The sequence below is a fragment of the Paenibacillus glycanilyticus genome, from assembly GCF_023715145.1.
GTDB lineage: Bacteria > Bacillota > Bacilli > Paenibacillales > Paenibacillaceae > Pristimantibacillus > Pristimantibacillus glycanilyticus_A.
The window spans coordinates 144,859-170,187 of the sequence record NZ_JAMBNP010000005.1; the positions used below are offsets into that span (position 1 = coordinate 144,859).

Annotated in this window: 24 protein-coding genes; 23 read left to right on the forward strand and 1 reads right to left on the reverse strand. The window is 39.0% G+C overall.

The window, feature by feature from the left end; translation table 11 throughout:
- The first annotated feature begins 2,960 nt into the window (after positions 1 to 2,960).
- Together M3194_RS15715 and M3194_RS15720 are read left to right on the forward strand one after the other, a co-directional pair.
- A complete protein-coding gene (locus M3194_RS15715) occupies positions 2,961 to 3,110 on the forward strand; it encodes a hypothetical protein (protein WP_251655016.1) in 150 nt (49 codons plus the stop codon).
- Between the two features lie 2 nt (positions 3,111 to 3,112).
- A complete protein-coding gene (locus M3194_RS15720) occupies positions 3,113 to 3,751 on the forward strand; it encodes a GNAT family N-acetyltransferase (RefSeq protein ID WP_251655017.1) in 639 nt (212 codons plus the stop codon).
- A gap of 261 nt (positions 3,752 to 4,012) precedes the next feature.
- Here M3194_RS15720 and M3194_RS15725 read toward each other — a convergent pair whose 3' ends face one another.
- Positions 4,013 to 4,651 carry a hypothetical protein gene (locus M3194_RS15725; protein WP_251655018.1) on the reverse strand — a complete coding sequence of 213 codons (639 nt, stop codon included), beginning with the start codon at positions 4,649 to 4,651 and terminating at the stop codon, positions 4,013 to 4,015.
- A gap of 349 nt (positions 4,652 to 5,000) precedes the next feature.
- On the opposite strand from M3194_RS15725, the gene M3194_RS15730 reads away from it, so the two are divergent.
- The 21 genes from M3194_RS15730 (at position 5,001) to M3194_RS15830 (ending at position 25,259) form a co-directional block, all read left to right on the forward strand.
- Positions 5,001 to 6,122, forward strand: coding sequence for a Rha family transcriptional regulator (locus M3194_RS15730; protein WP_251655019.1), 1,122 nt, complete (start codon positions 5,001 to 5,003; stop codon positions 6,120 to 6,122).
- A gap of 51 nt (positions 6,123 to 6,173) precedes the next feature.
- Positions 6,174 to 6,515 (forward strand): HNH endonuclease, encoded by a 342-nt coding sequence (locus tag M3194_RS15735; RefSeq protein WP_251655020.1) that lies wholly within the window; start codon positions 6,174 to 6,176, stop codon positions 6,513 to 6,515.
- 103 nt (positions 6,516 to 6,618) lie between these two features.
- Positions 6,619 to 6,939 carry a P27 family phage terminase small subunit gene (locus M3194_RS15740; protein ID WP_251655021.1) on the forward strand — a complete coding sequence of 107 codons (321 nt, stop codon included), beginning with the start codon at positions 6,619 to 6,621 and terminating at the stop codon, positions 6,937 to 6,939.
- A complete protein-coding gene (locus M3194_RS15745; RefSeq protein ID WP_251655022.1) occupies positions 6,939 to 8,615 on the forward strand; it encodes a terminase large subunit domain-containing protein in 1,677 nt (558 codons plus the stop codon). Before M3194_RS15740 ends, M3194_RS15745 begins: the two co-directional genes overlap by 1 nt.
- 16 nt (positions 8,616 to 8,631) lie before the next feature.
- Positions 8,632 to 9,786: a phage portal protein gene (locus tag M3194_RS15750; protein WP_251655023.1), complete on the forward strand. Its 1,155-nt coding sequence runs from the start codon at positions 8,632 to 8,634 to the stop codon at positions 9,784 to 9,786.
- The gene (locus tag M3194_RS15755) at positions 9,779 to 10,525 is read left to right on the forward strand and encodes a head maturation protease, ClpP-related (protein WP_251655024.1); all 747 of its coding nucleotides are present in this window, start codon (positions 9,779 to 9,781) and stop codon (positions 10,523 to 10,525) included. The genes M3194_RS15750 and M3194_RS15755 overlap by 8 nt, the downstream gene beginning before the upstream one ends.
- 65 nt (positions 10,526 to 10,590) lie before the next feature.
- Complete coding sequence (locus tag M3194_RS15760; protein WP_251655025.1) at positions 10,591 to 11,757, forward strand: phage major capsid protein; 1,167 nt, start codon at positions 10,591 to 10,593, stop codon at positions 11,755 to 11,757.
- 34 nt (positions 11,758 to 11,791) lie between these two features.
- The gene (locus M3194_RS15765; protein ID WP_251655026.1) at positions 11,792 to 11,977 is read left to right on the forward strand and encodes a termination factor Rho; all 186 of its coding nucleotides are present in this window, start codon (positions 11,792 to 11,794) and stop codon (positions 11,975 to 11,977) included.
- A gap of 2 nt (positions 11,978 to 11,979) precedes the next feature.
- Positions 11,980 to 12,285 carry a hypothetical protein gene (locus M3194_RS15770; RefSeq protein ID WP_251655027.1) on the forward strand — a complete coding sequence of 102 codons (306 nt, stop codon included), beginning with the start codon at positions 11,980 to 11,982 and terminating at the stop codon, positions 12,283 to 12,285.
- Positions 12,275 to 13,027: a phage head closure protein gene (locus M3194_RS15775; protein ID WP_251655028.1), complete on the forward strand. Its 753-nt coding sequence runs from the start codon at positions 12,275 to 12,277 to the stop codon at positions 13,025 to 13,027. The genes M3194_RS15770 and M3194_RS15775 overlap by 11 nt, the downstream gene beginning before the upstream one ends.
- A gap of 2 nt (positions 13,028 to 13,029) precedes the next feature.
- A complete protein-coding gene (locus M3194_RS15780; protein ID WP_251655029.1) occupies positions 13,030 to 13,350 on the forward strand; it encodes a hypothetical protein in 321 nt (106 codons plus the stop codon).
- Positions 13,351 to 13,356: 6 nt separating this feature from the next.
- Positions 13,357 to 13,932 carry a major tail protein gene (locus M3194_RS15785; RefSeq protein WP_251655030.1) on the forward strand — a complete coding sequence of 192 codons (576 nt, stop codon included), beginning with the start codon at positions 13,357 to 13,359 and terminating at the stop codon, positions 13,930 to 13,932.
- Between the two features lie 10 nt (positions 13,933 to 13,942).
- Positions 13,943 to 14,314 carry a hypothetical protein gene (locus tag M3194_RS15790; protein WP_251655031.1) on the forward strand — a complete coding sequence of 124 codons (372 nt, stop codon included), beginning with the start codon at positions 13,943 to 13,945 and terminating at the stop codon, positions 14,312 to 14,314.
- A gap of 336 nt (positions 14,315 to 14,650) precedes the next feature.
- Entirely contained in the window at positions 14,651 to 17,209 is a 2,559-nt protein-coding gene (locus tag M3194_RS15795) for a phage tail protein (RefSeq protein WP_251655032.1), read from the forward strand.
- Entirely contained in the window at positions 17,199 to 18,041 is an 843-nt protein-coding gene (locus M3194_RS15800) for a phage tail domain-containing protein (RefSeq protein ID WP_251655033.1), read from the forward strand. Before M3194_RS15795 ends, M3194_RS15800 begins: the two co-directional genes overlap by 11 nt.
- An 11-nt stretch (positions 18,042 to 18,052) precedes the next feature.
- On the forward strand, positions 18,053 to 21,175 hold the full coding sequence (locus M3194_RS15805; protein ID WP_251655034.1) for a hypothetical protein: 3,123 nt from the start codon (positions 18,053 to 18,055) through the stop codon (positions 21,173 to 21,175).
- Positions 21,176 to 21,207: 32 nt separating this feature from the next.
- A complete protein-coding gene (locus M3194_RS15810) occupies positions 21,208 to 21,726 on the forward strand; it encodes a DUF4376 domain-containing protein (RefSeq protein ID WP_251655035.1) in 519 nt (172 codons plus the stop codon).
- On the forward strand, positions 21,726 to 24,242 hold the full coding sequence (locus M3194_RS15815; protein ID WP_251655036.1) for a phage tail spike protein: 2,517 nt from the start codon (positions 21,726 to 21,728) through the stop codon (positions 24,240 to 24,242). The genes M3194_RS15810 and M3194_RS15815 overlap by 1 nt, the downstream gene beginning before the upstream one ends.
- Before the next feature lie 29 nt (positions 24,243 to 24,271).
- The gene (locus M3194_RS15820) at positions 24,272 to 24,559 is read left to right on the forward strand and encodes a hemolysin XhlA family protein (RefSeq protein WP_251655352.1); all 288 of its coding nucleotides are present in this window, start codon (positions 24,272 to 24,274) and stop codon (positions 24,557 to 24,559) included.
- A 4-nt stretch (positions 24,560 to 24,563) separates the two neighbouring features.
- The gene (locus tag M3194_RS15825) at positions 24,564 to 24,800 is read left to right on the forward strand and encodes a hypothetical protein (RefSeq protein WP_251655037.1); all 237 of its coding nucleotides are present in this window, start codon (positions 24,564 to 24,566) and stop codon (positions 24,798 to 24,800) included.
- A gap of 207 nt (positions 24,801 to 25,007) precedes the next feature.
- Positions 25,008 to 25,259 carry a hypothetical protein gene (locus tag M3194_RS15830; RefSeq protein WP_251655038.1) on the forward strand — a complete coding sequence of 84 codons (252 nt, stop codon included), beginning with the start codon at positions 25,008 to 25,010 and terminating at the stop codon, positions 25,257 to 25,259.
- Positions 25,260 to 25,329: the final 70 nt, after the last annotated feature.

Genomic DNA, 25,329 nt, shown 5'->3' on the forward strand with positions numbered 1-25,329 from the left:
GAAGGATCTGGCGCATGGGAATACATAGAGTGGTTTAAGTCAGTTGATATTGACAGGACTACTGCCGTTAGAATGATTCAAACATATGAACAGTTTTCAAATGTTGCGACATCGCATCTGCCCACAGGTAAAATCTTCGAGATGCTATCTCTTCCAGAATCCATTGACCGACAAGAATTCATTTCGCAGCATCATACAATCCCCTCAACTGGACAGGAGAAGATGATTGATGAGATGACCGTTAAGGAATTGAGGGAAGTTAAGGGTATAGAAAAAGCCTGAAATCCATTGATGGTAAAGGGTTTTTCATATTTAATTTTTAAAACAAAGAAAATATACATATGAAAAACCCTTGAGAATATCGAAAAAAGCGTAGACATTCTAACAAACCTCGTAAGCCTTGATATATATGGGTTTTAAGAAATTTAGATGATTTATATTAATCATAAATTATCTAAAATACATTGATATTACTTATATTATATAAATTTCATCAGAAATCGTAATAGTCTCTAAGGGAGTATAACATATAAGTAGTTATACAATTTAACATGTACTTATTGAGGCTGGATAGATGAGAAGGGTGAAGTGGAATAGAGCGTAATTAAAGAAATGTTAGCAATTAGAAATTGGCATTAAACCGTTAATACTATTGAGTTTTTATAGTAACTCGGACATTTTCTAGTATGATGAGTAAATGACAAAAAACAAAATGTGTATGTTTAGAAACACACCTCAAACCATTGATATGATTGATTAATTTATGGAAGTTAGAATTTTCTAGTATGAGGAGTCACAATTTAGACATGTGTATTTTTTGAATGTAAATTCTGCTCATATTTTTACTACTCTAAATCGAAATCGATTTTCTTATTATTTCTATATTATGATATAGAGATAACACAGACAATATATGTAACGCTTTAGGAATCGGCTGAAAGGCTTGATACATAAGGGAAAATGACGATAGTGGGCAATCATATATAAAGGGAAACGTAGATGTATCAACGGTTGTTTGAATTAAACAAAATGGTCTCTAAGGGAGGAAATTCGCCCAAAATGTTTGTAACCATATAAATAAAGTATCTAAAAACACTTATAAAATGTAGTTTTTTTGAATTCACAATATATCGCCATATGGAAGGGTACAATGTAAATGGTCATTTTTAGGAATTTTTTCACAAAAACCTTTGTAATTATAAAAATAAATTATTAAAAAACGTTGAAATGACGCGATTATTTGAGATAACCGAAAGTTCCGTAGTGGAGAAGGGTATATCATTATTTCGAATTAGAAACCTATTGCCAAATGGAGAAGGTACCGAATGGTTTAAATCAAAATAGCCTCCAGAAGGGCAAAAATGGCTAAAATTCTTAGAATTGAAATTTTCAAAGTGTCAAATAAGTCATACGTACCAACGGTTTCCCGAATTGCAAATTCGTGCCCATTTGGAAAGGGTATAAATGTCCAAGTTTAGAAACACCACTCAAACCGTTAGTGTCATTGACTTTTTTATCAATTATAGAATTTCCTAGTATGAGGAGAAAAAGCAAAAGTGTTATAGTGTGCCGTTTTCGCAGAAATTCTTAGAAATGGTACTCGGAATAGCGTCGATTATCCCTTATTTTATAATGGATTTTTTCAGTATCGAGACTATTGCCATATGGAGAGGATGTTGAACAGTAAAAAAGTGTATGAATCATGCTGTTTTCGCTGAAACTTTCACATTTTTCTAAATTCAAGAGGCAATCTGATCCGTAATTTATTGGGTATAATCAGGATGGCTTGTGATTGCCTTATGGAGAGACAATGCGTGTACAATTAGACTATTTGCGTTAGGCCATATATTATATAGTCTGAATTGACATGGACGATACAAATCATCGTTTCAACCATTGCTGAAAACCTAGCAATATCAATGGATTTTGCGAGATGCATGAAATTTCTTAATGGTATTTAAGGGAGAGAAAACTCCCAAGTGATGAGGACTTTACCACTTTTGGACTGACGTTTAGCCTATATTTTATATGGCATAATAATTTCTATACTATGATATAGAGTTTGATGTGGAGTATTCGAAACTATTGAAATTGCTATTGTTTTATTGACCGCATTCGGTGTTAATAACAACCGCTAATATGGATATAAATAAACTAGAAGTTTTTGCATACTCGTTCAACCTATATTTATTATAGCAAAACTGCGATTCGTGATAATTTCTATACTATGAATATAGTAGTATTCGGACGTTTCTTGAAGGTTGATTTAGACCATATTTTTACTACTCTAAATTGATTTTTTCATTTTTTCTATACTATGATATAGGTGAATCCGATTTTTAAGCTCTAAATCCTATATCTACTCTTAGGCAGGATATCATTCCTGTCTTATTTGTTGTCTTAGTACCAATGAACTAATTAGGGGAAAATTTTATATAAGGATGAATGATAAGAATTGGAAACAGTGAAGACAGTTATAGAGCTATGGAAAAGCGGAAAAGTTTCGAAACTGGAAATTGTAAAAGTGATTGCAGGATCTCTTGAGTTTTTTTGTTTGTGTATAGTAGTAGCTTTTGTTGTGAGTCTACTTAAATAATTCAGATATTGCAAGCTACTTAACTTACCTTCCTGAAAGTTACCTCCGAAATTGTATAATATATATAGCGATACAAATTGATAATATTTAAGAAGTTTTTGAGGAAGAAAAGAACCAGATATTTGGTCTTGAAAATTGATTAAAAAATCTTTAATTTTGAGTCTATTTTTCTCTATTTACTTGGTAATTGTTTACTTCTACCAGATAAGAGTGATATATTATTAGTGGGAGAGATAACTCCCACATATAATTGTCGAAGGAATAGTTCTATAGACTTTTCTTATTTCAAATGTTCTCTCATATCTATCAAACTAGAATGTTTTCTAGGGAGGTATTTATGGAGAGGAAAAGAGGTGGACGTAGGATGGCAACACAAATTGCAGCAACTCCAGTATTAAGAGGTAAAGATGCACAGAATCTCTTGAATTCATTGAATCATAAATCTAGTAAGAAATCTATTGAGAATGGCAAGAAATTGGTAGAGTATTTTAAAGGTGTAGAAAGAAGGAAGTAATCTTGTCTTTTGATACTTACTCGATAGCTAGGTTATCCGAGTTAGATCGTGATAATCTAGCTTCTTTTGATTGCCTTGATGAGAGTGAATTTAGGGGATCACAACGAAGAACTAGAAGAAGATTAGAAAACCATTCACTTGATATGAATTATTTCTTAGTGAATGAAGCTTTAGATGAGCAAGATGAGGGTTACAATACCACCTACTTACTAAAAGACGAGAACAGTAATATATTAGCGTATATTTCATTATGTGCTGACGCGATCAGATTAAATTATAATGAAAGAAATCAAGGTGCTATAGGTTATGAAATGTTCCCTTCTTTAAAAATTGCTCGGTTAGCGGTGCATAAAGACCACCAAAAACAAGGAATCGGCAAGTATTTAATCCATTTTGCCATATCTAAAGCATTAGTGATGAGGGAAACTGTTGGAGGAGTCAAATTTTTGACTTTGGATTGTTTCTTACATAGATTAAGATTCTACACTAGTGATAAGGTAGGCTTTGTTGAGAATCAAATCCAAGCAAATCAAGGAGAGAATCACAGGCCAATCAGTTTACGGCTGCATATTGATGAGTATCTGGAACGATTGAATACATATGAAGAAGAAGATATTAATGATAATGAAGAAGCAATATAAGTCGCTCATATACATTGAGTGGCTTTTTTATTTGACCTATTCCCTTACCCTACTCCAAATAATACAAAAGCCTCTAACTTAAGACTCATCGGAGGCTTCTGTATTGTTTGAAACTTATGTTTACTACAATGCGAAAGGAAGAGAAGAGACTTATGTCATTCTTTGTTGATCTGATTAATATTACGCCAGTTCATCACTTGATAAAGTACTGGTATTTATGGATTTCTTTAGTAGTGGTGTGTTTTGCAGTCTTACGCTTCATTAAGAAAGACAATAAGAGATAAATCTTTGACCAAATGGAGTCATAAAGACTCTATCTGTTAATGAATCATCATTATTATTACCAAAAGAGATCTGTCCATAAATTGTATAAATAAATCCATATGCTTTTAACCTGCCTATTGCTCCAACAATCGCATATTGTTCAATTCCGTTCTTTTTAATAGTACCAATCATAGCACCTTTTAATTGAGTGTTTAGGAACATGAGAAGTTCACATTCAAGCATTGTCATATCAGACAAAGCATTTAAAAAGAATTTTTGCTCATCGAACTTATCTGCTTCTGAGTTGGTCAAGGTTGTTAATAAGTAATTTCTAAAATATTCTCTCTTTATTTGAGTGTGTTCTCGTTCAACTTTCTCATTAAGTTCTTCTATCAGTGCAACTATAGATTCCTTATTGTGTTCCTCGATCTGTGGGATGAAAGCACCAGATTCGTTTACATACCTAGAAAATTCGTTATAAAAGGACTCAAGACGTTTAAATCTCTTTTCTTGCTTAGTGTCAAAATATAATGTTGATAATGAACCTCCAACATAAGGTATTAATTGGAGTCCAGCTTTGATGATAATTTCTGATTTATCTTTAGTTGCTAATTTAGCAGCATCTTCTGTTTTCAAATAGATTGCCTCCTATCTTGTTATTATCCAATTGTATCCATTTAAACAATCTATATCAATTAAAATAAAGAGACCACTGTTCATCGATGGTCTCTTGCTGTTATGTTTCCCACACAGGAGAAAAGCTCAAATGTTTTCGCTAACCGACATGCGAACTTCCTCTTATTTGGCCTGTCGTGAGATAGCCCAACAATTAAATATCACATTCGCAACTTATGGTGAAAGGGTAATTCCTTTATCGATTATTGTCTCGATGTGATATCGATACGCAAACAGGGAGAGTGGTTATAAACTGCTCTCTTTTTGTTTGCCTACAAACAATAATATGAAAAGGAAGAGTGAAGAGAAAATGAACGTATTGACAAAGTTTGAAGGGGAATTCGGATTGACGGTTAATGAGGAAGGTCAAGTAGTAGCTAATAGTATTCGGGTATCTGAGTATTATAGTAAGGAACATAAAGACGTTATGAAGAAAATTCGTGGTTTTATTGAATTGATTCCTGAATTAGGACAGCGAAATTTTGCGCCGTCCTCTTATATTAACGAGCAGAATAAAAGACAACCAATGTTTGAAATGGATCGACAAGGATTCTCTATGCTGGTGAATAAGTTCACTGGTGATGAGGCTACTATCTTCACTTATAGGTACACGAAAGCATTCGAGGAAATGGCAGAGGAAATTAAAGACAAACGTAAGATGCTGGATAGCCTAGTTAACAAGGTGAAAGTTGATAAGGTATTGACGCTAGATGATTTTAATGCAGAACGATTCTCTACAGGACGTACAATTAAGACATTTACTAATGCTGATATGAAGAATATTGATACTTTGATACAGGACTTCATCGAGTACACAAAGGACATGAAATCTGATGTACGCATGACAAGATATAAGAGTGCAATTACTGGTATTCAGCGTCTACATGATAAGTTGGCTGAAGATGGAGTATATAACATTGGTAATTGTTATAACCTGAAACAAATGATGCTTAATATGACCGAACAACGACATAAGGTCGAGAACAGGAAGAATGGCGGTCAGAAAGCAGCTCTTAATAGAGAGAATAAACAACTGAGACAACGCGTTAGTAAAGTAGTCAGTGTGCCTAGTCTAGAGGACTATTACGAAGTCAACTATCCACCATTTAGCGTTAATTATATGTATGAGTGGAATGAACGAGCTGGGAAAATGGTTAAATCATATGCATTCAAGAAATGGCTATCAGGTTTCCCATATCATGAATTACCTTTTGATCCTGGAGTAGACTTTAATCGTAATATTAAGGTATATCTAGCATTCATACATAAGCAAGGAACTGACATACAGAACATGGAGAAAGCTGTTAACGATCTATTGGCAAAGCATTATGAGTATGATGACGTTATTATTGATGAGGTAAGAATTAAGAGTGTAGGGCGAGTAGAGAAGCATGAAATGGGTAAAATTTATTTTGCCATGCGTAATGTTTGACTTCTAGTATATGGATTGTAATTATGAAACTGATGAGTGAATATAAAACTGATGAGTAAATATAAAACACCAGAACAGAAACGTAGGTTCTACGACAGTCCTAGTTGGCGGTCGCTTCGAAGGGTTATAGTAGAGCGCGATAATTTCGAATGTCAACAATGCAAGCGTAATGGGTTAGTGGTCATTGATACCAACGAGTATAGCGAGACAGCGAAGAGGAAGAAGATACAATTGGTTGTCCATCATATTAGGGAGTTAGAGAGGTATCCTGAATTGGCTCTTGAGATATCGAATCTCGAAACCATCTGCGTAGCTTGTCACGAGAAGGAACATAAAAGAATGCCGATGAAGAATGAGAAAGTAAATAAGTGGAAAAACGATGAAAGATGGTAGTACCCCCCATCAAAAAACTTTGGCAAGCATGAGCATAGGAACACCGGTGCATGGACTGTGCTGTCGAGTTTTTTTGAATATTATACACGTTAGGAGGATGTAAATGGACGAAAAGGAACTGAAATCGCTCAAGAAAGAGCTGATGTCACGTATCGATAAAAAGAGTAAGTTACAAATTGAAAAAGTTGAACGCTATATTAACCTTGTCTCTATATTCTATCTGTTAGATAAGTCAATTAAGGAACAGGGAGTTATGACTGTTACCACAAATGGAAGTCAATCCTTCACCAAGGCCAATCCAGCCTTAGCAGAAAAGAGCAAAATTAATGCCTCGCTCATATCGCTTTACAAGGATCTTAGCCTCGATTCTTCCCCTTCACCTACATCTGTATCTGATGATAAATCAAAAAGCGATTTGATCTAATGATTAAGCAAAAGTACGTAGACGAATACATACAGCTTTACAGGGAAGGCAAGGTTAAGTTTAACAAGGAACGGGAGCAGCTAGTCGAGTATTTGGGGCGGGATATAATAACTCGTGATGACCTATACTTCGATGATGAAATGATTGAGAACTGTATTAAATTTGGTGAGAAATGGTACTTTCCTATGCAGCCATTCCAACGCTTCTTGATTGCTTTCATATTCTTATTTCATAAAGACAATGGTACCGCATTTTATCGTAAGTTTTTATGGATGCTCGGTCGAGGCGGTGGGAAAAATGGACTTATTTCTGTTATCGCACATTTCCTTATCAGCGAGTTACATGGTGTCAAAGAGTATAATATATCGGTGATTGCGAACAGTGAAGATCAGGCTAAGACATCGGTCGAGGAAGTTGGAAAAACTGTAAAGCGTGAGCCTACACTGCTGAAATATTTCAAGCCTACCGTAACCGAGGTTCGCAGCAAGAAGACGGATAGCATATTCAAGTTCCGTACAAGTAATGGCAACACGAAAGATGGTCTCAGAGATGGGGCTGTCGTCTTTGATGAGCTACACCAATTCTTGTCTAATGCTGATGTAAAGGTACACATATCTGGCCTAGGTAAGAAGAAGAATCCTAGGGAATTCTATATCGGCACTGACGGATATGTTAGAGAAGGCTTCCTAGATAAGATGAAGGAACAGGCTAACAAAGTCTTAACTGGCAAGAGCAGACCAAACTCTCTATTCCCCTTCATCTGCAAACTTAATGATGAGAGTGAGGTAGATGAACCCGATAATTGGGAACTAGCCAATCCTATGCTAAGTGAACCCCGCAGCGATTATGCTCAGGGGTTATTTAGCGCGATCAGAGAAGAGTATTATGACCTGGTTGATGATCCTTCCAATCGTGAGGAATTCATGACTAAGCGTATGAACCTTCCAGTCACCGATTTGGAACGGTCAGTAGCCAAATGGGAAGAGATTGCAGCTACAAATCAACCATTGCCTGATCTGTCGGGTAGAGAGTGTATTGGTTGTCTCGACTTTGCTCAGATTAAGGACTTTGCTTCTGTTGGTCTAGTGTTCAAATATGGTGACAAGATACCATTCATAACTCATTCATTCGCACGAAAAGAATTCGTTGATAAATACTATGGGTACTCGAACAATCAGGTAGAGTCTAAGCAGAAGTTTGCTCCAATCAAGGAATGGGAAGAGATGGGGTTACTCACCGTTCTGGATGAGGACATGATTAACTTTGAGCATATTGTCAACTGGTTCGTTAATGCACGAATGAAGTACGGTATCAAGAAAATTGTTGGTGATAACTATCGTATGGAGATGCTTAAGCCAATGTTAGAGGCTGTGGGATTCGAAGTGGAGGTAATTCGTAGACCTGAATCTATACATGGACTATTAGCTCCAAGAATTGAGATGTATTTTGCCAAGGAAATGTTTGTATGGGGAGATAATCCATTGATGCGCTGGTACACAAACAATGTCCTTGTAAGCATTAAGAAGGACGGAAGCAAAGTATACGGTAAGAAAGATCAAGTAAGACGCAAGACAGATGGATTCCAATGCCTTGTACATGGACTATATCGAATTGAAGAGGTATACGATGGCAGCATAAACGATTCACTAGATGCTCTTAGCGCATTGAATTTCTAAGAAAGGGGGTGAACTATTGGGATTATTAGGAGACGTATTTAAGCGCAATAAGGCATTAAGTTCATCGTTTACAGGACTTGAATTCACTTACGAAGATAGTGGCGACACCAAAATTGGAATGTTAGCTATGGAGACCTGTATCAATTTTATAGCGCGCACAATTAGTCAGTCTGATTTCAGAATCACGCAGAACAATAAGCGTATACGTAACGATTGGGACTATCTGCTCAATGTAAGTCCGAACACAGATCAATCAGCATCTGAGTTTTGGCATCAATTTGTATATAAGCTAATCTACGATAATGAAGTGTTAGTTATTAAGACAGATAATGATGAATTACTAATCGCAGACGACTTTGATAGGAAAGAGTATGCCGTGTTTCCAGATGTGTTCAGCGATGTAGTTGTTAAGGATTATACCTTTACACGTACATTTAGGATGGATGAGGTTATCTATCTCAAGCATTCCGAGGTCAAGTTGATTGATGCTGTACGAGGAATATCTAATGAATATGATAGCCTATTCAGCCGCATGATTGAGATCCAGAGAATGAATAACCAGATTCGAGGTACGGTTGATATTGATGCTACCATGCAGCAATCCGATCCAGAAACAATGGCTAAATTTCAAGTGTTTATCGATAAGCTATTCACATCGTTCAAGGAAAAACTAATAGCATTAGTTCCTAAGGTTAAGGGTTTCAATTATACAGAAATCCATGACGGCTCTAATAACGGCAAATCGGTAGATGAATTAGCCAAGCTTAAGAAAGACTTGACTGAAGACATCGCTAACATATTGGGCATTCCTAACTCGCTGGTTCATGGTGATATGTCCGATTATGAGACAGCTATCAAGGCATACATCAAATTCTGTATTGCTCCACTTATCAAGAAGATAAGCGATGTATTGAATGCCAGGATTATCGACAAGGCAGATTATATGAAGAATATGAGGGTTGAGGTTAGAGGAGTAGCAGAGATGAATTCACTTGAAGTTGCAACAGCTATCGATAAATTGAAGGCATCGGGTACATATACCAGCAATCAATTGCGCATCAAATTAGGCGATGAGCCGGTTGATAATCCAGCACTTGATGAGTATGTCCTGACTAAAAATTATGAGAAAGCAACTTCATCGAAAGGGGGTGAGGGAGAAGGAGATGAGTAGAATTAGGAAGCAAGATTATTTCAAGAATTTCAAGAATCAATCACATATTGAACAAATGGAAAAAATCAAACGTAAATTCGAAGCTGTACATAATGTAGCAACTAATACAACCGAGCTAACCATCTATGGTATTATTGGCGATTCGTATTGGGAGGATTCTGTATCTGCATCTGATATTGATAATGCACTCAAGGGTATCACTGGCGATATTATTATTCATTTGAATAGCCCTGGGGGTGATGCCTTCGATGGCATTGCAATCTATAACAGACTGAAGAAGCATGATGGTAAAGTAACAATCAATGTTGACGGATTCGCAGCGAGTGCAGCTAGTGTTATTGCTATGGCAGCTGACGAACTAAACATGGGACTTGGCTCGATGCTTATGATTCATGAAGCTAGTACAATCGTTTGGGGAACCAAATCAGCAATGCGAAAACAGGCTAATGTGCTTGATGAGTTAGAGGAAGGTCTTATCGATATCTATATGACTAAAGCAAATGTCACTCGTGAGGAAATTAGAGCGGCAGTGGATGCGGAAACATGGTTCAGCGCACAAAAAGCAGTTGAAATTGGATTTGCTAACAAGGCTACTAGCGATGACGATAAGGAAGCAGTGATTACACAACTTAGGAATAAATTGGCACAGGCAAATAATCAGATTGAACAGTTGATGGTAAATCAGGTAACTCCAGAAGTAGTGCAATCTGAAACTAAGACGATTAGTTTTATGTTCTAAATATGTAATACATAAACGGCAAGACCAAACAAAAATACTAATAATATAATTGGAGGCAATACAAAATGACAATGAAACTTAATGGCAAGGTAGAAAAAATGGAAAACTATGAAGCAAAGAAAGCTGTATATATGAATGCGGTTAAAGACAGTGCTGACAAAGAAGTGCTGGCAAACGCATGGAACGAAATGCAAGATGCACTGGCTTCCGATCTAACGAATGTTATCACAACTCATGTACGCGATAATCATGCTGACAATCAAGTTCTGGCAGCTCGTGGTCAAAATGTACTCACATCGACAGAGCGTAAATTCTTCAACGAGGTAATTCTTAGCGGTGGATTCGCTGAAGGCGCTGTTCTTCCTGTTACAACTCAAGAACGGGTATTCGAGGATCTATTACAGGAGCACCCATTGCTTGAAGCTATCGGTATTAAATCTCTTGGTGCTGTAACTCGTTTCATCGATTCCGATCCAACCAAATCCTATGCATGGGGAAAACTGTTTGGTGATATTAAGGGACAACTCGATGCAGCCTTCACGGAAGAAGAAATTGGTCAATTGAAACTTACTGCATTTGCAGTCATTCCGAAAGATATGCTCGAACTAGGCCCAGAGTGGGTAGAACAGTATGTTCGTACGCTAATTGTAGAGGCATACAGCGTCGGTCTTGAATATGGATTTGTTAATGGTCGTGGCCCAGCACAAAATGAACCAATCGGACTTCTGAAAAATGTAGATGGTGCTACGGGAGCTGTAACGGACAAAACTGCTAGTGGTACACTTACATTCGCTCCGTCTCAGTTTGGCGAAGTTGTAGCTGGTGAACTCCATGAAGTAATCAAGTCACTCTCCGTTAACGCTAAAGGTAAATCCCGCAAGGTAATGAATAAAGTTGTAATGGTTGTAAATCCAGTAGATGCGATCAGTGTTCAGGCACGTAACACCATCCAAACGGCAAATGGCCAATGGGTAACAGCACTGCCTTATAATATTAAAGTTGTGGAGTCTGAAGAGATTCCGAGCAATAAAGCATTGTTCTTCGTTCAAGGACAATATATTGCAGCACTTGCTGGTGGATACCAAGCTAATAAATACGATCAAACACTTGCGATGCAAGATGCTATGCTTTACACACTCAAGCAACATGCTAACGGTAAACCGAAGGACAACAAAGCCGCATTGGTTTATGATCTGGATATTCAATTCAATACAACAGTTGAGACTCCGTAAGGGGTCTTTTCTGGTTTGTTAGGAGGCAATATTAATGGCTGATACATATACGGTTATTCGTCAATTCAAGGATACAAAGCATGACGGTCATCTGTATCAAGTTGGAGACACTTATCCAGTTGAGGGTCATAGGTCTAATAAGAATCGCATCAAACAACTATCTACAACTGATAACAAATATAAACACATCTATATTACCCAATATGAAGCGGGTGAGTAGTTATGGCTAATACGATTACGCCGCAGATTGTCGATGAATTCATGCTTCGTATGCACCTAGACGATAACGAGGATGGCAATCTGCAACGTATTCTCGAAGCATCCAATGATGATCTGATGAGAATATGTGGAAACTATGACATCGAATCTTATGGTGTGTTCAAAGAACTAGTGTTTGAGCGTTCTCGCTATGCTTATAATGATGCCCTTGAATATTTCTATACCAATTTTCTGATTCAGATTAACAACCTTGCTTTAACTAAGGCATTTGAAGGTATCCTGTTAGATGGTGATGCAAATGAATCCTAATAAATACAATGCAAACAGCCATACAGGAAGATTCAATAAGCGGATTACCATTATGGGGCAATCAGTTATTCAGGATGAAATTGGGAATGAGATTGAGGTATTCACGGAAATATGTAAGCTATGGTCTATGATCAAGACGCTTAGAGGCAGCGAATATAATGCAGCAGGTCAAACAGAATCCGTCGATATCACAAGATTCATCATCAAATGGACTAGGACAATTGAGGACATATTCGCATTGGAGAAGACAAAGCTCAGCGTCCAATATAAAGGGATTAGCTATGACGTTAAGAGTGTAATCAATGACGATGAACTCAACCAAACCTTTACAATTATCGCAGAAGGGAAAAGGCGACAAATGGCTAATAGCATATCGATTGATGATTTGGCTAAGGAAATTACTAAGGCCATTGCCGAGTATACAGCGGACGTGACGAAGGGAATCGAAAAGGAAATTGACGATTCGTCTAAGTTAGCAGTCAAAGCTATATCAGACAATTCACCTGAGAGAACCACTATGTATGCTAAGGGGTGGAGACGCAAGAAAATTACCTCTGGTGGGACGGTCAAGTACATCGTTTATAACAAAGCTAAGCCTGGGCTTACTCATCTTTTAGAGTTCGGTCATGTGAAACGTGGTGGCGGTAGAGTAGAAGCTAAACCTCATATCCGAAAACAGTATGATGCGATTGTTCCTAAGATGCTAGACCGAATCAAATCAATCATCAAGAATGGAGGCTGATGATGAGTCAAGATGAATTAATGAATTTGCTTAAGGCTACTGGCTATCCAGTGGCTTATTCGCATTTCAATTCAGATAAATCGCCACCTTATATTGTCCTTTTGTATGCGTTCAGCACTGATTTGATTGCTGAGAATCAGAACTACGTTGACATAGGGAATTATCAGATTGAACTGTATACAGCAATCAAGGATCTGGAAGCTGAGAAGAAAGTACAAGACAAGCTTAAAGAGGCAAAATTACCGTACAGCAAAACAGAAGTATGGATTAAAGAAGAAAAACTATATCAGATTTTATATCAAATACAAATTATTGGAGGCTAATAAATAATGGCAAAAAACAAAGTACTATATGGCTTTTCAAATACACATTTCGCATTCCAAGACGAAACAACTCCGGGTGAATATGAGACACCTATTTTGATTCCCGGATCGGTGAGGTTTACGCCAACGGTTGAGGGCGAATCTTACAAATTTGCGGCTGACAATATGACTTACTTCTCTACTTTCACAAATAATGGATACACAGCAGAGATCGAGCTTAGTTTAATCCCGCAAGAAATTTTAGCAGAACTACTTGGCTGGCAAATAGATTCAAACGGGATGTTGGTAGAACTGGCAGACGCTGTAAGTAAACCATTCGCATTGCTCTTTCAGATTCAAGGAGATCAGAAAAACAGACGTGGAGTATATTACAATTGTGTCGCTTCTCGCCCAGAGCAGGAGGCAACAACAGTCGGTGACAGTATCGAAGTGAAAACTCAGGTAGTTAATCTTACGATTTCGCCTATTGAGATCGATGGTAAGATGGTTGTTCATGGTGTGTTGGAATTGAACGATACCAACGCTACAGAATACAACAGCTTCTTTACTGAAGTTTACAAACCTACATTTGCAGCAGTATAGGAGATAATAAATGAGAGAGATTACAATTAATGATCAAACTGTTAGGCTCAAGGCTAGTCCTCTGAGCCTTTTTTATTGGCGTACAGAATTCAACTCGGATTTAATGGGTGACTTTATGAAGATGAAAGACATTGAGCAGGATCATAGCAAGCTTGACTTTGTGTTTTTACTTCAACTTGTATGGGTCATGCAGAAGACATATGAAAATGTAAAATCATTCCCAACATTCCCCAAGTGGCTAGAGTCAATGGATGATATTGATCTTCTCTCCAATCAGGATATGTTCGTTGCCGTAATGGAGGAGGCCCAAGCGGGCTTTTTTCGTGGAGGCACAAGAAAACAACAGTACAAACAAAACCAAAGAAAGACCAGTAAGCGATAGATTTGATCTAGATTTACTGACAATTGGAAAGCGAATCAAGCTATCATTCGATGAGATTAATGAGTTAACAGTATCTGATTTGTTTGCTATGGCTCGTATCTACATGGGAGTAGAAGATAACAAACCTAAGCAAGCTACACAGTCAGATATTGACTCATTATTTGGAGGCTAGAGTACGTCTACATGGCGTACTCTTTTATTTTTTTTAGGAGGTGAACGGTTATAGCAGAGACAATTAAAGGGATCAATGTTGCCATCGGAGCAGATACAACAAGTTTAGGGAAGGCATTCGAACAGGTTAACAAGCAGAGTAGAGACATACAGTCCGAACTTAAAATGGTTGAAAATCTGCTTAAATTCGATCCTAATAGCACTGAACTACTAGCACAGAAGCAACAGCTACTTACAGACGCAATCGCAAATACCACAAACAAACTTGATACGCTAAAAGCAGCACAAAAACAGGTGGCTGAACAATTTGATAAAGGGGAAATCACCGCTGGTCAATATCGAGCATTCCAGCGGGAACTTGAAGCTACGGAGCAATTACTGTCTAAGTTTCAATCGAGCATATCAGCGCTTAAAGAAGAGGAACAACAATTAGCCGATAAGACGAAGCAGCTTAGCACATTCTTTGCGGCTACGAAGAGTGATGTCAGCAAGTATGCAGACGTACTTGGTAAGGATTTGATTAAGGCTATCCAAGATGGTAAGGCCTCATCCAGCCAACTTGATGATGCAATTGATAAGATAGGCAAATCAGCATATGGTTCAAAGACGGATATAGACAAACTCAAAGAGGCATTAAAGTCTATTGATGACGGTAAATCATTGGCAAATGTCAAAGACGATTTGTCTAAGATAGCCAAGGAAGCCAACAATGCTGAAAAGGAAGTAGGTTCATTCGGTGACAAGTTGAAGGCTGGTGTAGGTGGGGCTATTGCGGGTATCGGAATTGGTGCGATCGTTGATGAGGCACTAGATACTTCTAGTCTTAATACGAATATCGACATCTCATTTAACGTTCCAGAGGAGTCTAAGCAATCCATCAAGGAAGCACTCAATCAGATTACCGCTTATGGTCTCGATGGTGAAGAAGCATTAGAGGGTTTGCGTAGGCAATGGGCACTGAATAAGGATGCATCAGACGCAGCAAACACATCGTTTGTAGAAAATGCAGCGGTGATAGCAAGGGCATATGGTTCTATCGACTTTACCGAGTTGATTCAAGAGACAAATGAATTGGCTTCATCTCTTGGCTTATCTAATGATGATGCTCTAGCCTTAACCAACGCATTGCTTAAGGCTGGATTCCCACCTGAGCAACTTGACACGATATCTGAGTATGGACAGCAAATGAAAGATGCTGGCTTTAATGCTCAGCAAATTCAGGCAATATTCGAGGCGGGTATTGATACAAAGACTTGGAACATCGATAACTTGAATGATGGAGTCAAAGAGGCGCGTCTTCAGATGGCTACATTCGGTCAGGAGAGTCCTAAAACACTTGGTACATTACTTGAACAAGCAGGGATAGGCGCAGACAGGTTTCAATTATGGGGCAAAGCTGTTGCTGAAGGTGGACAGGTGGGGGCAGATGCAATGTCTCAAATGGTCACATGGCTTGATGGAATCGAGGACAAGACGCTAAAGAATCAGATAGCTACTCAGGTGTTCGGTACTAAGTGGGAAGACCAAGGCGAAAACGTTATCGCTGTCTTCAAGGGTATTGGTGATGCTCAGGATAAAACTAAAGAAAATCAAGACCAGCTTAATGGAATGGTTGATAAGTTAAACGCTGATCCAGTTGTGCAAATGAAGGAAGCTTTTGGTGATATGATGATTGCTCTTGCTCCTGTCTTAACCGCTATAGCGGGTTTTATCGGAAAGATAGCAGAATGGGCTTCAAATAATCCAGGATGGGCAGCTACAATTGGCGCTTTAGCAGTTGCAATCGGACTTGTCGTAGGGGCGATTGTATTGCTATTACCTCTGCTTACATCGCTTATTGGTGCAGGTATTGGCTTAGCCGCATCATTCGGTTTGATTATAGGAGTCATAGCGGCAGTAGTAGTAGCAATCGGCTTAATAGGTATAGCTGTTTATGAGGTGATAAAACACTGGGATACCATCAAGGAATTCTTTGTTGGTCTATGGGACTGGTTAAAGGATTTCTTCAGCAAATGGGGAGTCGAGATTTTAGCAGTAGTTGCTCCATTTATCGGAATACCCCTACTGATCGTTAAACACTGGGATGAAATTAAGACGGCCTTGAGTAATGTCTGGAATTGGATAAAATCTACATCCAGCAGTATTTTTCAGTCCGTAGTTGATGGCATTATGAAGCGTTGGAATGATCTGTCTACAGGAACCGTAAATTTGTGGAAAACTATCATAAGCAATATACAAAGTGCTTTACAATGGGTTATGGATTTGCCGGATAAGATGCTAGAGATAGGTAAGAACATCATTCAGGGTATTATAGATGGTATCAGCAGCGGAATCAATAAACTATGGAACAAAGTCAAAGAGATTGCATCAACAATTACAGACGGTATTAAGGGACTCCTTGATATCCATAGCCCTTCTCACGTAATGAAGACTCTCGGTAGATTTGTAGTCGATGGATTTGCTCTTGGTATTCAGGACTCGATTAATTCTGTCAAGACTCAAGCATCTTCCTTGGCTAAGGCAGCGGTTCCTAAATCATCTGACATGTTGCCAGCAGTTACTGGTGTAAATGGAACAGCGGGATATGGAGCTAGTTTTGGTGGTCAATTTACCATTGAAGTACCTGTACATATTGATGGACGTGAAGTGTCTAGAGCCATAGTGAATCCTATTCAAAATATGAATATGACGAGAGCAAGGGGGCTAGGTTTAAGTGGCGTATAACAATGGTTTCACTCTAACACCTATCAATAATCCAACAGACATACGAACGGCTAGAGACTTAGGAGTCATTATGTTACGCCAATCCAAGCGTCCTATGCTTGCCTCCACAGTTGACAGCACAGTAGATATAGCGGGGATGCATGGAGCGTATGATTTTGGTGCAAAATTATCTCCGCTACAATTCAGTCTAGAATGTGCTATGATAACCAGCGATTATAAGGAGCTTCAAATAGCTATTGAGCGATTTGCAGAGTATATGCTTGATGAAACAGGTAGACCACGTCAATTTGAAATTATATTCGATGCAAAACCAACGAAAAAATATATCGTTCGCTATTCTGGCTCTCTTGATTTAGACCGCATATATGGACTTGGGAAGTTCTCACTTCCATTTGTGGCATATGATCCATTCTCATATCAGACTACAGTATCAACAGAGGAAATTGATTGGGACAGCAATATTCTCATGGATAATGAGAAGATAACATTCGATGGATATACGGCTCCAATTTATACGATATCAAGTCCTCAGACAATCGAAGTAAACAATTATGGGGCATTTGAAGTATATCCTGTTGTATTAGCAATAGGCAGCTTCAATAGTTTAAGAATATCAAATGGTGGTCGCACACTTAACTTTAATGAATCTGTATCAAATGGTACTGTTTCATTAGACTGTCAGCGTATGCAAGCTAAACTTGGAACAACTAATAAGAATAATAAGGTACTGGGTCAGTTTATTAAACTGAAGCCGGGAATTAATAACGTTGACATAGGAGGCACTGGGCTAAATTGCTCGGTGTCTTTTGTCTTTAACGCCAAATATACATAAGGAGATAAAATATGGCAGATTTAATACCGGCTTCAGCCACTCTTCAGGAAGGTAAGGAAGCTATTAATAAAAAGATAGCTTTAATCGACTCTACAACCGCCTCCCTCCAATCCCAAATATCCAACAACGACATCGACTCCAAATCAAAACTCCAAGCACACCAATCATCAACCACAGCTCACACCGCATCCAATATCACCTTCTCCCCATCAGGTACAGGTATGGCTTCTACCAACACTCAAGCAGCCATTAAAGAAGCATGGGATCGTGCAGGTAACATTATCGCATACGCTGGCACATCCTCCGCTGAGGTCGTTGATATTAGAACTGTTGAAAATGGCTACACACCTAGCAGGACTATTACAGTTGCAGGCGATGCGATTCGTGATTTACAGAGTAAATTTGCTGAACAGTCTAATCAGACCGCTACTTTGAAACATGGATTAAATGTGATTAGTACTAAGCAAAGTAGTCCTACTAAGTTTTCTATCTACGGGACGACAAGGGTGAACTTGTTAGGGAATATCGGCAGCTTCGACAAAGATTCCAACGGAGATGGAGTCGCAGACGGATGGACAAAGGGCGTAAACGCTAAATATTCAATGGCGGCTAACAATGGTGGGTTAGGCCAGCTTATAACGGCGCAGGTTGGAGACGCGAGTACAGAACGTGTGGTCGCTTGTTCTAATACTATGACGATAACAGGCGGGAAATATTATCTTTTCCTTATTGATGCCATTGTAACAAGCACAGGCAAAGCATTCGCGCAAGTTTATGCGGCTTCGCCGCTGTTGAGTGTTCAAGATACAGCGACTTCGAGCCGGACAATCATTTTAAAAATCAATCCCAGCTTGGATTCGTTGATTTCCATTTACCTAAAAAACAACGAAAACACTGGCGGGACAGGTTCCGTAATGTTCGACAATGCCCGCATGGTTGAAGTTTCAGCGGCAGACTATGCAAAAGCCAGCGTTGATCCAGATTGGACGGGCGACAAGCTAGCCGAAAAATTCCCGTACGTGGATGGAACTAAACATTTGCAAGGGTTCGGGGTCAAGAAGGTTGGGAAAAATTTATTACAAGGTTTTCCTGATACCTTACACAATGAAGCGGTTATGAACGCTCCTTATGATCTGGTAATCAATGCTACAGGTACTTTTAGAAACTGTGAAATATTCGGAGATGTTGTTCCAAATCAGTCGTATACTTTTAGCATTACGAAAGATGCTATTGCTGGTTATGCAGAAGTTTCATTCCTCGATTCTGCTGGAACATCCTTGTCAACTACAAGCGGCTGGAATAGAGATTTAGCAGCCGGAACGTACACAACGAGTCTGACAGCTCCTGCGACAGCTACTAGACTTAGAATGAGATTTACTAATTCAAGCACAGGCACATTTAGATTTTCTAAATGGCAAGTGGAAGTAGGTTCAATTTCCACGCCATTCGAACCATACAACGCAGATTATATTTTCCTACCCACTATCCTAGCATCAAACCTAGACGGAAATGTTCGGGATACGGCCTATGAACGCGAGAATGTTTGGTATAAGTATAAGAAGTGGCAGACAGGCGTTCCTTTGGATGGTTCTTGGACTTGGAATAATGCACCAAGCGCATTTACAGGATTCAAAGAGGCATATTTGGCGGACGGAGTAATTACCAACATTTTAAAAGGTGTTCAATCTTACAGGAATTTATATTTCACAAAACACGACGGTTTACCAGTATTTCGAAAGTTTGTCGCAACAGCAGAAGCTGACTCTTCATACGTTAGTTCTGGAGGGGCTTTATATCTTCGCGTCCCTAATTCTGACACAGGCACTGTTGACGGTTATACAATGTCAGCACAAGAATGGAAAAACTACTTCAACGGCTGGAAGATGAATAACGGCACAATAGGCACAGCCTATCCCGGCACAGGAACGAAATACTGGACACCAATCGTTACGCCAAAGGCTAATTTTGTGGGTAAGGTTGCTGGGACTGTGGTTGAGAATCCGCATATATTCAAACGTACATCGACTAACGAAGTAATTACAACATTGAAAACACCTTCTACATCATGGAGCGAAACGACTGATCAACACTACGGTTGGATCAGAAATTTGGACGGTTCTACTTCGGATTCGACCTCTCTTGGTTCTGGCTACATTCCGCAACAAATGTTCTCTTTCAACATTATCGAACATGTACTACGCAAACACGGCACTACTGTATTTGGTACTGCAGTTACGACGACTGATCGTGTGACATGGCTTAAGGCGAATATTGGGCGTATTGCGGTTAATTGGTATGGATACGGTTCAGGTCCTGCTGGAAACAAAGTTTATTTGTCTCAATGGGGTGTAAACTCAGTTCAATGGTGGTCAGGGGCGAACCATTCTAGCTCAACGGTAAATAAATTATACCTTCAAATAACTAGTTTGGCAGACCGCATCGGGTCGGACGGTCTATGTCATGTACTTGCCTACGCCGACGCATCAGACGGAACAACAGCATCCACAGTCTACACGGATTACATTGACCTTGACGTTGAATTAAACGTACAGACTGTTCCTAATAGCGGATATTCGTCAGTAGAGTATAAGCCGTATACTCTGGATTACGTGCTGGCTACTCCAGTTGAAGAAGTCATTTCTAATAGCGAAGGAATGATATCTCTTGCTTCAGGTGGGAATCAAATTGAACTGTTTGAGGGAGTTATAGTTCGGGAGAAGACAACTCCGCAATTAAGTGGCGGTACAGGTAATTATGATTTTAATGGTCAAAACCGTCAAAATGCCCCATATTCCTTTAAGAATCGAGCGGATAAGATAATTGCCATATACAGAAATGGTGTATCTATACCGTTTACTACTTGGTTCAACTCTAACTCTTATGGCAATCAATCTGCGACTATTAAATCTTCTGATTATGATGCAACGGCAGAATATACAGTCACCTATACTCTTCTGGATAAATATCTATTCACAACAAATCTCCTCGATGCTACTCTCAACTATCAAGGTAGTCAGAAATCTGTAGTTGACACACTTGTTCAAAAAGTCGCTGACGATGAAACTAAAATATCGATTCACTCATCACAAATTATCAATATTCTCGCTCGTATGAGGGCTGCTAACATCGTTTAGCGGTCTTCTATTATTTTTATGGAGGCTATTAAATGGATGAACTTTTAGAAATATTTATCTCTCAAGGTTTGATCACTCAAGATCAATTTGATCAGAAAGTTGCTCAATATAAAGCAGAAATTGACGCTCGACCAAAGAATCCTGATGAAATATTCCTTTCATTGGATGTAGAGAATACGGATATTGAGGTTTTAAGGGAGAAGAAAATTGAGCAGTTAGATTATTTGTGCAACCAGAGCATCCTTGCTGGTTTTGAGTCAGATTCGTTGGGTGAATCACACAAATATGATTTCGACACTGAGGCTCAGGGTAATCTCAGCGGCACTCTAAACTTGATTAATGGAGGACAATTGCCTTCAGATACAATTCTTGAATGGAAAGCAGACGGGATACCCCAAAACCATACTGTACCTCAGTTTATACAAGTATGCGTGGACAGCTTTACACACAAACAAAGCAATGTTAATAAGTATTGGGAAAAGAAATATGCTGTACTTGAGATGATCGAAAAAGAAGATATTCTCTCCGTTAATTGGGTAGGTGGCGAGTAATGGATAACTACATTGTCATCTACGATAAACTGGAAACAGATTTCAGTCATTATGGCTTGGCTACTATTACAGTCACATTAGACCCTGGCCCTAGAATTTATGAACGGATGAATGCAGAGTTTACATGTGAGTTCACTGTCCCATATATGGAGCCTGGAGCAAAATACCTGATCGAAGAGAATATTGTCAAGGTTGAAAAGCAGCTATTCATTATTCGAACGGCTGAGGACGTGCGAGACGCTAAGGGGCAACTTTATAAAAGTGTCTTCGCTGAGCACATTAGCACTGAGCTACTGACCGAATACGTCCCATTGCTACGATATACGAGTGCAACAGGAGCAGCTATTGTGGGCGGTCTATTAACTGGTACAAGGTTCGAAGGTAATGCCACAGCAATTACTACGCTTCATGACTTCACAGTTGAGCGAAATATGGTCTCATGGGGTATTAACCATTTCCTTGAATTGACTAATGGCGAGATGAAACGTGACAACTTTAACATCACATTCAAGCCGCAAATAGGTAATGACAACGGTGTCCGAATCAGCTATCGAAAGAATCTACAATCCATAAAGCGCACAAAAGAGAGTCGAGGTATTATTACTCGGCTTTTTGTTTATGGCAAAGATGATCTTGCATTACCTAATCCTATCGACAGTCCAAATATTAACTTATATCCACGTCCTAAGAATGGCTCAGTTACATTTGATGATGTTGAGGACTTAGAGACGCTTCAAACTAAGGGTGAAGACTATTTAGCTACTGTAGATACTCCATTATTGTCCTATGAAGCTGATGTGATCGAGTTGAAATATGCAGAGGGTTGGGACGAGTCAGAGGGCTTCGAGCTTGGCGATACGGTGCATATTGACGATGAGGACTTGGATATTGTTGTTACGGCTCGAATTGTCGAGTATGAGCGATATCCATTTGATCCTAGCAAATCACGAGTTACACTTGCCAATTTCCTGCCTAGCCTCAGCGATACGGTCACAAAATTGCAGGAATCAAGCAATATCATCGATAGGGTTACAACTGGAGGTGGCAAGCTTAATAGTAGTTGGATTGAAGGCAAGATTAATACATTGAAGAACCAGCTTATAGCAAGTGGCTCGTATGCAACATCTGATGTTCTGGATAATCAAGGTTTCCTACTTGAGAATACTGACGAAAACAGTCCTGATTATGGAGCGTTGTATCTTGGTCCCGGTATATTCGCTATCGCATCTGAGAAGATCAACGGCGATTGGAATTGGCAAACGTTCGGTACAGGCAAAGGCTTTACAGCATCACTTGTGAGAACGGGTATACTTGAAGCTAGTCTTATTCGTATCAATTCTAGCACATCATTTGACCCTGGTTATGATCCGAGCACAAAGGAAACTCCTGAAGGAGCACAGGGAAAAGCAGATGCAGCACAAGTGAATGCAAAGTCCTATGCTGACAATCTTAAAACTGAAACGGATGCAGACATTGCGGATATCAATGATACGTTAGATGGTTTAGGTGACATTGTTGATGGTACTTTTGCAGATGGAATTATTGAGCAAGCAGAAGCATCGTCTATTGCTAAGTATCTCAATACACTTTCAACTGAGAAGGCTGACCTCGATTCCAGATATACCAACCTGAATGCTAATTCGTTACTGACTGGTACGCCTAAGACAAATCTAACATCAGCTAAGACAGCAACAGATACCTCTTACTCTAATCTGATTAGTGCGATTAATTCAGCAATTGCTGATGGGAAGACGACTCCAACTGAGAAATCAGATGTTGATACGAAGTTTGCTGACTATAAGTCCAAGATTGCTACTTTATCAACTCGATTTACTGAAGCGATAAATGCAATCGCAACTACAAGCGCAAACAATGCAGGACAAGCAGCAAAGGATGCTAGTGTTCTCAAGGGCACGAAGTACAATTCAGTCTATATGGATGCTAATGGTTTCCATATAGACAATGCTACTGGGGAAGTTGTTCGTATGGGGCAATTTGCAAATGGTCAATATGGTGTAATCACTTATCATACTGACGGCTCCACAACGGCTTTAACACCAGCAGGTTTAATCCGTAAGACAGCTACAGGAGAGATGCCATATAGCTACCTAACAGCAGCTGGGAGTGGCATTACTGGCACATCAGGTTCCTATTTTAATACCGCTACTGATAATGATGGTTCCAGTATTGCTGATGTGACAATATCTTTACCTACAGACTTTAAGGGCAAAGACTTTAAAGTTTTTCTCGCGCTGAAACTAGACTCTTTCTATACCCAAGAACTCAAACAAAATCCGAGTGCAGGTCTACGAGTTGCAAATCAAGCGCCTGCTGTGACATATCTCGAAGTAACAAATAAGAACACCATGAACGGAACATTTACTGTTAAAGGTTATGGCTCACTGTACAGATGGAATGTGATTTATACCGTGTCAGGTTCTACGGTAGTTCCGCAATATGGACTTCCGACTAGGTATGATTATGCTTTGGAATTTACATGGATAGCAATAGCTTAAATGAAAGGAGAGATGACGAATTGCCAGATATGCCAGAACAATATTATAAGACCATTACAGACATTCTTGTTAAAGTAGAAGGTCTATCAATTAAATTAGACGCCATAGCAAACTTGAATCACGAAATTAAGCAAGTCAGTCACAAAGTGAGCGAGATCAATGACATTACTGTACAGCATACTAAAGATCTGGAAAGCGCAAATAGACGGATTGGTACTATTGAGGACAATAACAAGTGGCTATGGCGTACTGTTGCTGGATTTGTGGTTGTGACAGTAGGTGCGGCGATTATAACCGCTATAAAGTTAGGAGGTTAATTATATGAGTAGTGATATGATTCTAAGTTTATCGGCTGTCGTAGCGGCTTATGTATCTATGGTCAAAGCATTCGGTATGCCTGTTAAATACGCTTCACTGGTAGCATTAGCGTTTGCAGCATTCTTTGTATTAACTCCTGGTACTTGGAGAGAGGCGGCTACAACCATATCCATAATCGGATTATCAGCTTCAGGACTATATGAAATTAATAAGAAAAAAAGTACAGGGGGAAGCAAGTGACGTTAGTTTATTATAGTCAAGAGGACAAGCGTTGGGCTAATAAAGGGTTTTTAGATGTTGTGAGTACATTTAACCCATTTTTCCTGCATGTGGTTAAATTAGAGGCTTTCTGCAATCCAGTTTTGGTCGAAGAATCAAGGAAGCAGCGAAGAAGCAACGCAAAGAAATTAACGCACTAATGGACGAATTATTCGAGCGAGGTAACCTATGACTTTGAAGAGAAAACGACTTAATTCGCGTCACCTCGGATTTCGTAAATTACTGACGGACCTTCACATTCACACGGTTATTATTGAGAGGACGAAAGTACTGGTCTTCCAGAATGTGAAGATGATCGGGAGCGGACGGATTGAAGCGTTCGAGAGGATTGTGGTCGATAACGGAGATCAAGAGGATATCGTATTTATGGGCGGAGAACGGTATTTTAAGAGAAATTGTATCTTTGTCTATGCAAAATAAATATTAACTAACAAGATCGTTCATATAATTGATATCATGGTTTTATTTAGGTAACTAATAAAGAGACCGT